We start from the raw sequence: 12,223 nt of genomic DNA on the forward strand, positions 1-12,223 counted from the left end.
GTAGATGTAACCGTTGCCACCGTTACCGGTGATTCCACCATCATTGAAGGATGTTCCGATGCAACATTTATTTTTACTCGTCCCGATACCACCGGCGACCTCACCATCAACTTCGATATTTCTGGTAATGCAACGAATGGGGTTGACTTTAACTTTATTGCAGACAGTATTTATTTCGCCAGCGGACAACAAACGGTTTCATTGGTAGTTTCTCCAATTGCAGATGGTATTGCAGAAGGCTGGGACACTTTAGTTGTTACCGTTTATACTTTATCACCATGTGGTGATACGGTGATTAAAGAAGCTGTGCTTTACATTGTAGATCCGGCCATTCTTATTGCAGATGCAGGCGCTGATCAGAATCTTACTTGTCCCGGACAACTTACCAATCTCAACGGAAATGCCATTGGAGGAAATGCTCCTTATAACTACACCTGGTCGAACGGTGCCAATACACAAAACACAACAAGTAATCCATTCATTACAACCAGTTATATTTTAACCGTAACCGATGTGTGTAATCAAACCGACAGCGATACAATTGTTGTGAATGTTCCGGTACCCGATCCATGGATAATTTCTACACAGGATGTTAGCGTTGTTTGTCCTGGCGACCCTGCCGTATTGAATGTTTCATTTGGAGGCGGTGGATATCCGCCATACACTATGACCTGGAACAATGGCGATACGGATACCACCACTACTGTTAATCCGAATTCTACTACTACCTATACATTTACCGTAACCGATAATTGCGGTTTAGACACCACCGTAAGTTCAACGGTAACTGTTCCGGTTTATCCTCCACTGGAAGTACTCATCAACGATTCGGAATTATGTCTTGGAGATGGATTAGTGGTGAATCCGCAATATACAGGTGGACAAGGAACTTATAGTTTTGCATGGAATGGCCCCATTGGAGCAAGCTATGTTATCAATCAAAACAACGGATCAACAGTAATAAATAATCCGGTAGACGGAATCTATGTTATTACCATTAACGACGTCTGCAACAATACCGATAGCGATACCGCCAATTTTACATTTGTAGGTTGCGAGATCACTATTCCAAATGTAATTTCTGCTAATGGAGATGGAATTAATGATATCTGGTACATCATTAACCTCGAATACCATCCGAATACTCATGTGGCGGTATATAACCGTTGGGGACAAATTGTTTATGAAAGCGCCAATTACCTCAACAATTGGGATGGCGGCGATGTTTCGGACGGAACTTATTTCTACATCGTAACACCGTCTGATCCGAAGTATGGTCCCTACAACGGAACCGTTACCGTTTTAAGAAATAAATAACGATTAAACTACAATAGAAAATCCGTCTTTAACGAGACGGATTTTTTTATGCATTAAAGCGAATGGAAAATGTGGTCCCCTTACCGGATTGCGATTGAAATGAAATTTCACCCTGGTGAGCCAAAACAAAATGACGCACAATAAACAATCCTAATCCGGCTCCTTTTACGGAACGTGTTTCTTCATTTCCTGCGCGAAAAAATTTTTCGAAAATTTTATTACCATCCTCCAATGCAATACCTGCGCCCTGATCGGAAACCGATAATAAAATTTCAGCAGCATTCTTTTTCAATTCTACCTCAATGGTTGATCCTTTGGGAGAATATTTACATGCATTTTCGTATAAGTTGGTAATGATGGATTGAATGGCCTGTGGATCAAACTGAAAATAAATTTGTTCTTCTATTTTTAATTTTGTTTGATGGCGGTTCCCCACCGTTGCAGCCAATCGTTCACTTAAGGTTTGAACAAAAGCAGATAAATTTCCTTCGCTGCGGTGTACCGGAAATCCGTTTTGATCGATACGAGCGGCAATTAATATATTTTCTGCCAAAGCATTTAAACGATCGGTATCTGCCAAGGCGCTATCGAGAAGAATTTTCTTTTGGTCTTCATTCATGTTCCGCGATTGCAAGGTTTCGAGTTGGAGTCGCAATGAAGCAATCGGCGTTTTAAATTCATGCGTTACCGATAAGAGAAAATTTTTCTGCTGCCTCGCCAGGCGTAATTCTTTTAAATACGATTTGTAGGTAAGAATAAATCCAATCAATAATATCATGGCAAAAACAATTCCCTCTCCCCACACCATGCTAATGCGGTGACTCAATCGTTCATCGCCTGCATAAACCTGTTGATTTAGGCGCGTAATTAAAACTGCCCACCATCCCAATTGTGCAATGATGTAGAAAAACATCAGGAACAATAACCAGATGATACGGGAATTGCGGGGTTGTGTCATGCTTTAAATATAAAACAATCCCTTCAAATCAGAACTCAATACGAAAACCCTGATCTAAACTCAATGCCCTTTTGCTTACGCCGGCAGGAGGAAATTCGTCATACAAAAACGAAAATCCGGTAGTCCACCTTAATTTCTGTGTTAAATGAAATGCCAAATGACTTTGATTGGAAAAACGAAAATCATTGAATTTATCGAGGCGGGGCTGATAGTAGGAGGTGGTGACAAACTCTCCTTTAATCTTAGGTATGCTGATTGAAAAGGTAATATATGAGCTTAAACGATGATTCCTGTGGATCTCCGGATTTAGCTCGGTGGTTTCTTCGTATTCGTACATATAAAGAGTTCCAAGGTAACCTACACCATTTTTTTTATTCAGTAATTTCAAACGCGGACCTGTCCCTGCCAGGGTTCGAATTCCTACGCTTAACAATTTATTGTACTGCACCTGAGCAAATGCTTCCCAGCGAAAAAAAGAAGAGAATTTACGGTTATAACGAAAATGTCCGAATGCTGAATTCGAAAATTCCTGTGAACCTGATTTCGTTAAATCAAAATTCCCCAGCACCATAAAAATATCCTTCAGCGATTTGGATTTGTATTGTGTAGCCAATGCGCTTTTTAACATAAAAAGGGATATGGAATTATTTTCCTGATAGGCCAGGTTAAAATTCATGTTGCCTGCAAAACGAACCGAATCCGTCTGCATCCGTTGCGATTCAATATTCACCATTTGCGCCTCAACACCCAGTGAAACCAAAACCAGGAACAGGGAAAATAAAATTTTCATGCATTCAATTTTCCGCAAATATATTCAGAGGTTTAACACCTTCCTCATTTTACCTGAATTCCGGATAAAAATTCGAGCAAAACATCTCCATATTTTTCCAGTTTGCGCTGGGAGATGCCTGTAATGGATAATAAATGTTCTCTGGAAGATGGCTTCTGATCAAGTAATTCGTGCAGTGTTTTATCGTGAAAAACAATATAGGGAGCCACCTTCTCTTTGCGCGCCAATTCCAAACGAAGTTTTTTTAGCCGGACAAACGCATCTTCTTCCTTAGTTTTTACTTCCTGCTCCGGTTTTATTTCTTCCTTCACTTTTTTATCAATTTTAATTTTTAAAGGCAATAATATTTGACCGTAACCTTTTAAAATTTCCCGTGCATTACGCGTTAGTTTCAATTTGTGGTAATCTTCGAAATCAACCAGCAAATAACCGAGTCCCGTTAATTGCAAAATCAATTGCTGCCATTCTTCCGCTTTTAGCTGTGTACCCGAACCGAAAAAACTAAGCAGATGAAATCCTTTTTCAATTAAATCGGCATGTTTATTTCCTCTTAAAATGGAAGTGAGCATGCCCGACGAAACCTGTTCCCCCAATGTTTGAATACAATTGAACAAATGGGTAGAAATTTCGGTGCAGTCGCTATACAAAGGCGGGTGCAGACAAATATCGCAGCGGCCACAATTTTCATTAAAGCTTTCGCCAAAATACGCCAGTAAAACTTTTCTCCTGCATAATGAGGATTCCGCATAATATTGCATCCGTGCCAGTTTTTCTAAATGGAATTCCGACTGACTGGACCTCGCCGCAAAATATCCGAGAATGGCAATATCCTGCATTCCGTACAACAAAAGCGTATCTGCCGGTAATCCATCCCTCCCGGCCCTACCAATTTCCTGATAATAACTTTCCAGGTTTTTGGGTAAATTAAAATGCGCCACCCAGCGAACATTCGATTTATCGATTCCCATTCCAAATGCCACCGTAGCGCAAATCACCTGTACCTCATCATTGATAAACGCATCCTGTACATCGGAACGTTGCTTCATTTCCATACCAGCGTGATAGAATAAATTCCTGATCCCTTTTTGTTGCAACTTCAAAGAAAGATCCTCCGCGATTTTTCTCGACTGACAAAAAATAATTCCTGACTCATTGCGATGCGCTGCCAGAAAAGAAATCAGCAAAGTCATTTTTTCCTGTTGTTTCAATCCGGATTTCACCGTTAAACTAATGTTTGGCCGATCGAAAGAAGCAACAAATAATTCCGGATTTTTTAATCCAAGCAATTGCATAATATCCTTCTTCACAAAGTGATCTGCAGTAGCAGTTAATGCAATCCAGGTCACATTCGGGAAAATCTGCCGCAAGGTGTGCAGGCGCGCATATTCCGGACGAAAATCTTGTCCCCATTGCGAAACACAATGAGCTTCATCGATGGCAATAAGTGAAATGGTAACGGTAGACCAAAATTTTTCTTTTAGCATCAATACCCTTTCAGGGGACACAAACAATAATTTCAGTTCACCATTTTTAATCCGGTCACTCACCGATTGTTCCTCTTCCGGACTCAAACTTGAATTTAAATATGCCGCCGGAATTCCATTTTGTTGTAAAGAAAAAACCTGATCCTTCATCAATGAAATCAGCGGCGAAACCACAATGGTTAAACCAGGCAACAGCAGAGCAGGAATCTGGTAACAGATAGATTTACCACCACCGGTAGGCATCAGCACCAACACATCTTTACCAGCTAAAACAGTTTCAATAATTGGTTTTTGAAATCCGCGAAAAGCAGAATAACCAAAATAACGCTTTAAAATTTCTTCAGGCTTTGCGATAACATTCATGAAGCAAATATCCAGGATGAGAATAATAAAGCAGAATCAGCGAATACACAATTCAGTTCATTGTTACGCTTCGAAAAAAAAAGCCCCGACCATTGGGCCGGGGCTTTCTATTGATAAAAAAAGAATTAGCGTTGTAAAACAACTTTCTGCGTAACCTTCGCCGAACCGGAAGTGATTTCTACAAAGTAGACACCGCTTTCCTGTGTGCTAAGATCAATCGTAGAGATTGTTTTTGTAACATTCATTGAAACTACTTCGCGGCCAATTGCATCGCGAACGATGATCATATCGGAAGATGATTTGATGCTGCTCAATTGAACAAAGAAGATTCCATTACCCGGATTCGGATAAACTGAAACTTTTACATCATTCACTTCAAGTAATCCAACTTGTGAACTTACAACCACTGTAACCTGATCAGTACATCCGTTAGCATCAGTTACAGTTACGGTATACGTTCCACCGGCTACACCTGTAAGATCTTCGGTTGTTGCACCATTGTCCCATGCAAAGGTATATGGAGATACACCACCACTTACGGTAAGGTTAACGCTTCCGTCATTTCCATTGATTTCATCAGAAGATGAAGCACTCAATGCAATGGCAGTTGGTTCAGAAAGTGTAAAGCTGGCAGTTGCAGAACAACCGTTATCATCAGTTACTACTACATCATAAGTTCCAACTGGAATAGCAGAAAGATCTTCAGTAGAAGAAGTGAATGTTCCTCCGTCGGTCCATGCATAGGTGTAAACCGAAGATACTGTTCCTCCTGTAGCTGTAACATCAATTGAACCGTCAGCTCCTCCATTACAATTCACATCAGAAGCTACACCTGTTACAGCAACAGGAGCAGGATCAATAATGGTGTAAGAGGCAGTAGAAGTACAAGCGTTGTCGTCGGTAACGGTTACTGTATACGTAGCTGCCGGAAGCGCGGAGATATCTTCATTGCTATCAGTGAATGAAGCACCGTCGGTCCATGCAATGGTATAAGCACCAGCTACAGTTCCGCCACCAAGGGTGATGTCAACTGAACCATCGGTTAATCCATTACACGAAATGTTGGTAGAAATTGCATTAATGGTAATTGCAGATGGTTCTGCCACTGTTACAGTTTCAATGGCAACACAACCTGCTGCATCGGTAACGGTAAGAACATAAGTTCCTGCTGTAATCGAAGCTAAATCTTCGGTTGTAGAACCATTATCCCATGATGTTCCATAAGGAGAAGTTCCTGCACTAAGCGTAACATCGATAGCACCTGTGCTGGCTCCGTTACATAACAGATCCGTTACATTGTCAACAGTGATAACAGGAGGATTAATATCCGAAATAGCAACTGTAGCAGATGAAGTACATCCGTTATTATCGGTAACTATTACATCGTAACTTCCCGAAACCACTCCCGAAAGATCTTCGGTAGTTGCACCTGTGCTCCACACAAAGTTGTAAGCAGGAGTACCACCGCTCACGGTGATGTCTGCAGCACCATCAGGAGTTCCGCAGGCACTTGGTGATGTGGTTGACGTAACTACAATTGAAATTGCGCTAGGTTCTGTTACTGTAACACCTAATGTTGCAGTACATCCGTTCGCATCTGTGAGGGTAACTGTATAAGTTGCCGCAGCTAAACCACTGACATCTTCTGTAGTGGCTCCATTATCCCATGCATAAGCATAAGCAGGAGTTCCACCAGTTGCAGTAAGATCAATGGATCCGGTGCTTGCATTATTGCAATCTGCATCCAAATGTGTTTCAGTTAATACAATTGCGCTTGGCTCAGCTACTGTAGCAGTAGAAGAACTAGTACAGCCACGTGCATCAGTAACTACAACTGCATATGTTCCTGCAGTAACACCCGTTAAATCTTCGGTGGTTGCTGTATTATCCCAAGCAAAAGTATAAGGCGAAGTTCCGCCTGAAACTGTAAGATCAACAGAACCGCTGTTACCAGCATTACACAATGCATCGCTTGCAGTTGCAGATGAGGTTAAAGCTGTTGGTTCAGCAATCGTAATGGTTGAAATCGCAGTTGTATAACCATTATCATCCATCACTACAACATCATAGCTACCTGCAGTAAGGTTGGCAGGAATGGAAGCTGAATACGTTGCTCCACCATCTGTTGAGAATTGATATGGTGCTGTTCCGCATAGATCATTCACCACTGCGAATGAACCATCGTTTGCACCTGTACAGGAAATATCAATTGGATTAATGGCAGCTGTGAATGGATCAACAGTTACGTCTACTTGCGTTCTGGCCGGACTTACACATGCTCCAACTTCAGCTTGTGCAAAGAAGGTATAAGTGCTAAGTGAATTTGCATCCGGCATTACGCTTGTACCAATGGCTTCGAACGGACTACCAGCTCCAACTTGAGCAGGACCGCTACTTGCATCCCACCATGTGATGGTTGAAGGAGGTAAGTTATAATGAACGGTTACTGTCCAGTTAAATAATGTTCCAACATCTCCACCTGCACCGTCAACTACTTTCAGTGTCCAGTTACCATTCAAAATCGAATACAATGTGGTTAAGTCTCCTTCAGGAGAATAGATTCCTGAGAATGGAGCAGTGCCTCCGGTTACAGGATTCGAAACTGAATTGGTGATGGTTGTGTTCTGATAATTATCTCCACTTCCACCATTACCACTTGAAAGGTCAACTGTATTTCCGTTTGGACCAGTCAATGAAATACTCAAGTCAGAATCCCAGGTATGTTGAATTGAGAAATTCACATCAATAGCAGTAGGAACTGCACCGGCAGGAATTCCGGATAAAGCAAGCGTTGAACTATTTCCTGCAACGTTATTATCAGGAATAGCAAGGTTAATAGTTCCGGACGACATTGAAGAAGATGTGTTCGTAGGTGTAGCAGCAGAAATCATAGCAGATGAGCTACCAATACAAACGTTCACATTACTTGCAACTGGCGCACCGGGGATATAAGTGTCGATGGTTACTGCAGTTCCTACAGGAAGCGACCAACATCCAATGGATGCATCAAATGCCGCAACATAGTAAGTTCCACTTGTAGTAACGGCATAAGGATTTACCGCATCATCTGTATTGTCATTCCCCATTGAGTTGGTTCCTTGCCAGTAATAAGTGATGTTCGGATCGCCGGAAGGTGTCATTGTAAGGCTGGTAGAAATACATGCAGGATTCGCTCCGGCAATTGGTGCAGGAGGTGCTGTTGCAACCGGAATATTGGAAACAACAACCGAAGTAGCATTGTTCGACCACAATCCAGTTGTTGGATTGAAGGTGCGTACATAATACGTTCCATTGATGAATACGGTATACGGACCGGAAACAGGATTAGCAGTGCTTGTTCCTGTAGCAGACGTTTGCCAGTACCATTCATCACCTGATGCAGGTGAACCAGGTACTGTTAAATCAGTTCCGGTAGCACAAGTTGGTGCAGTAGGATCTTGAACTGGTGTAGCAGGATCTGCAGGTGGAAGTAAACAAGTAATATTAGCATCCCATCCTGCATTTTGAACGCTAACATCTGAAGTAAATACAAAAGTTAAGGATCCATCTGCTGCGGTAGATGTAAAAGTAGTTGGAGTAATTCCTAAACCACTAAATCCATTACCGGTATGTAAAGCAGGAGCAGCAATTGAATTTCCGTCGAAAATTTTGAGGAAGTCAAATCCGCCTTCAGTATCAAAAGAGTTGAATGTAACAATCACTTTTGCTCCCGGACTACCAGGGAAGAAAGTAAAGGTTCTGTTTTCGCTCGCTGAATAGGAAGACGATGCTCCACCACTGTCATAGAATTTCGCATCGCAGGTACTCAATGAACCAGTAGCCGGCATGCTTACACAGTTGGCATAATTATTTACCAATACCGGAGTACTTGTTGTAGAAAGCGAACTTGCACCACAAGTAATCACACATTGATAATAGGTCGGCACAGTTTGAGAAGTGGTCAAAGAAAAACTTGTGGCACCACTGATGTCTGTATAGGTAACTCCATCTGTCGATGATTGCCATTGGAAACCGATGGTTAAATCAGTATAAACCTGATCGAGTGACAATCCAAAGTTTACGGTCGGACAAACAATCGCTGATGATGCTACGGTGTTGGCAGCTGCAGGTGTACCTGAACAAACTGTTCCATCCATTACATTCACCAGATAGTCTTCTGTTTCTCCGAAAAAAGATGAAGATGCTCCACAAGGTGTATTGGCTAATTGAGAATCATTACCACCGCGAATACGCATCATGGTTTGTCCCAACGTTGCTCCTGCAGGCACGTTAATGGTAAAGCTAACTGTTCCATTTGCACCGGCATTTACAGTGTTGTTTCCAATAAATTCTCCGGGATCAGCAAATGAACCATTTTGGTTCCAGTCAATCCAAACCGCAGCAAATTGCGAACCATCAGAACCCATCGTTACCGATACCGTTGCGAAACCAGTACCACGATATAAATCCGGAACGGTTACAGCATTGTAAAACGTGTAGTAGGGTGTTCCTGCGCAACCTGAAGCATTGCTTAAAGGAGAAAGAACCACATTGGTAATTGCATCAGCACCTGTTCCGCAACCACTGCTATAAGTAGGCGTACAGTAGCAAGACATAAACGGACTCATTGTAACCTGAACAGGTGTAGAAGTTACTGATAATGTAGAGTTAGAACATGTAATTATACATTGGTAATAGGTGTCGGCCGTTTGACTTGTAGTTAACGTCGCATTGGTTGCTCCTGAAATATTGGTGTATGTAATTCCATCAGGAGAAGATTGCCACTGATACGTATAACCTAATTCTAAATAGGTAACACTTAACGAAAGATTAAATGAAACACCGCTACAAACTGTTGCGTTGGACGATAAAGCATTGGCTGCAGCAGGAGTTCCTGTACAAACCGGAATTGGCGTACCATCAAATTCATCTGCTCCAATATCGTATCCTGTAGCGCCACCATTTACAGAACCGGTCGGACCAGGTCTTACATCACCATCAATATCTGTGGTAATGGCAGCAATGGTTGCACCATTTGATTCAAGGAATGTTGTTGTTGCTGCTACTAAATGAAGATCGGTAGTTGACACAAAAGGCGGAACTACATTATAGGAATTCGCATCCTGTGTAGTTTGTGCCTGCCATGCGGCAAGTGTAGTTCGGTCGGCACCATTCCAACCAATAATATTATAGGCGTTTGCACCATAATAGTTGTTATTGTTGATGGTTCCAAAAGTAAACCCGGAAGGAACTACTACACCTACATATTTACTTGCTGCGTTACCGGTTTGAGTGTTGGAGAAAATATTGTTTCGAATATCTGCACCGGTAATTCCCGTAGTGGTTAATTGCATACAAGCAGAATAACCTGCTGTAGCAGGATCGGTATTTGCTGCATTCAGAGAAATAGTATTATTGTAAATTTTCATCTGCGTTGCCCCGGCAGAAACACGTAATCCAACCGGTAAATCAGTTGAAGTTGCGGAAATGGAAGCGCTCCAGTTATCATTGGTGATATCCCAAATGAAGTTATTTGAAATTTCAACCTGAGAATTGTTGGTAGCTCCGGTTACGCTAATTGCATACATTCCATAACCACTGGTATTTGCATGATACATATCATGCAATTTGTTTTTGCGGAAAATTAATCCGGCATTACCATTGGCAATTTCAATTCCCGCAGCTGCTGCAGTTGAATTGGTACTTGCAGTCATGCGAATATCATTTCCTTCAATAATAGCAACAGTTGCACCGGGTGATGATAAAGCCTGTGTGTTTTGAACATAAATACCGCGGTTAGCAACTGCATTTGCTGGTGCAGGTTGACCAATGATATTATTACGAATGATTAAGCCATCCATATAATTGGTTGTAGTTCCGGCACAGTAAATTCCCCAATAACATCTGTACACTTCGTTATTTTCGATTGTGAGGTTATCGTTGTTGTCTGATTGACCACTTGTACTTACTGTTGATGTTCCAGAAGTACCGGAATAAATTCCATAGTTCGTTACAGTCGATGTCCCTCCATTGCGCGAACCGATAACTATACAATTTTTGATGGTATTGTTGGTTGCACCATCCGCTGCAGAAGCAGAAGCATAACGAATCACCACCACTCCGGTTGTTGGTACCGAAGCAGCCTGAAAGGTTAAATTTCTGGTACCGGCTGTACCCGGATCATCACCATCGATGGTGACATTATCCGCTCCCAGAAATTCAATTACGCCTCTGCTGGCCGTTGGTGCAGCGGCGGAGTTCACCGTTACATTCCCGGTAGGGCGAATTAAAATACTGGAATACGAAGCTGAACCAGTCCCGGAACTAACCAATGGAACTGCTGCAGCAGGTTCGGTGGTATTTGCTGTGATATTAATGGTAATAACACCCTGATGGGTACCACCATTAATTGCAGCAAAGGCACCATTAAGTGTGGGATAAGTAGCTGTTAAGGTACCGGCAGTTGCTGTAACATCAACTTGCGCAAAGGCCGAATAACCTGAAGCCACAAAACCTACACCCAAAAGGAATTGTTTTAAAATTCTTTTCATGTTGCTTTGGTTTTATAAAACTTAAAAATTGAGATGCTTAATAAAATACTATTCTACTTACACTCCTCCGCCGATATAGGCAACGCATGTAAATAGCTGGCAAGTAGTTTTTAGGCAGTACAAAATTACAGGTCAATGAATTTTAATAAAAGAGAATCCTTCGATAGTTATTAACCTGTAGTACACCCTGAGTTAACATAGAAATTAACTGATAATAAGACAACTACATAATAAAATAAGGCGGGAATTTGACCAGAGGATAGTATTACTAACAATTTTGAACAATTCTTACACAGTTAAGATGAACTGAGATTTAAAAATTTGCCTCTAAAAGCGATTTTCACAACAAAACTTCGATTTTCCTGTATGGTGTTCCATCAGTCGATTTTCACAATCTGTAGTCATGCCGACATAAAACAAACCATCTTTCAGGCTGCGTAAAACATATACAAATACCGTATCCATAGAAAACAAAAAACCCCGACAAATCTGCCAGGGTTTATGGTGGTGTGGGAGGGAATCCCCGCCTGACTGACGTTAGTCGGGCAGGGAACCCACACGAATGAACACCAACCAGGCCTGTCCGACTTATGAAAACTAGGCGGAGAACCCAGACCAACGAACATCAGGCAGAAAGACCCAAACGAATATAGTCGATCCGTATTTTTTTTCAAATAAAACTCACAGATCACTCTGTAAATGTTTTGAAAGCCATCGTTTTCCTGCAGCTGACTTTAAATATTTTTCACGCTTCCTTGCAGCTGCATAACCCAAATGCGAC

At 41.7% G+C, this 12,223-nt stretch carries 6 protein-coding genes; 1 reads left to right on the top strand and 5 read right to left on the bottom strand.

All coding sequences use genetic code 11. The features are described from left to right. Positions 1 to 1,317, top strand: a 1,317-nt coding sequence (locus K1X56_13350) for a gliding motility-associated C-terminal domain-containing protein (GenBank protein MBX7095701.1), incomplete at its 5' end; no start/stop codon positions are given. A 46-nt stretch (positions 1,318 to 1,363) separates the two neighbouring features. On the opposite strand, the gene K1X56_13355 is transcribed toward K1X56_13350, so the two are convergent. The 5 genes from K1X56_13355 to K1X56_13375 form a co-directional block, all read right to left on the bottom strand. Next, positions 1,364 to 2,275, bottom strand: a complete 912-nt coding sequence (locus K1X56_13355) for a HAMP domain-containing histidine kinase (GenBank protein ID MBX7095702.1) — start codon at positions 2,273 to 2,275, stop codon at positions 1,364 to 1,366. Between the two features lie 28 nt (positions 2,276 to 2,303). Continuing rightward, the gene (locus tag K1X56_13360) at positions 2,304 to 3,065 is read right to left on the bottom strand and encodes a DUF481 domain-containing protein (GenBank protein MBX7095703.1); all 762 of its coding nucleotides are present in this window, start codon (positions 3,063 to 3,065) and stop codon (positions 2,304 to 2,306) included. A 44-nt stretch (positions 3,066 to 3,109) separates the two neighbouring features. After that, positions 3,110 to 4,912, bottom strand: a complete 1,803-nt coding sequence (recQ, locus tag K1X56_13365; GenBank protein MBX7095704.1) for a DNA helicase RecQ — start codon at positions 4,910 to 4,912, stop codon at positions 3,110 to 3,112. 125 nt (positions 4,913 to 5,037) lie between these two features. Continuing rightward, positions 5,038 to 11,442, bottom strand: a complete 6,405-nt coding sequence (locus K1X56_13370; GenBank protein MBX7095705.1) for a T9SS type A sorting domain-containing protein — start codon at positions 11,440 to 11,442, stop codon at positions 5,038 to 5,040. Between the two features lie 327 nt (positions 11,443 to 11,769). After that, positions 11,770 to 11,907, bottom strand: a complete 138-nt coding sequence (locus K1X56_13375; GenBank protein ID MBX7095706.1) for a GIY-YIG nuclease family protein — start codon at positions 11,905 to 11,907, stop codon at positions 11,770 to 11,772. Between the last annotated feature and the right edge of the window lie 316 nt (positions 11,908 to 12,223).

The organism is Flavobacteriales bacterium (genome assembly GCA_019694795.1).
Lineage (GTDB): Bacteria > Bacteroidota > Bacteroidia > Flavobacteriales_D > UBA2798 > UBA2798.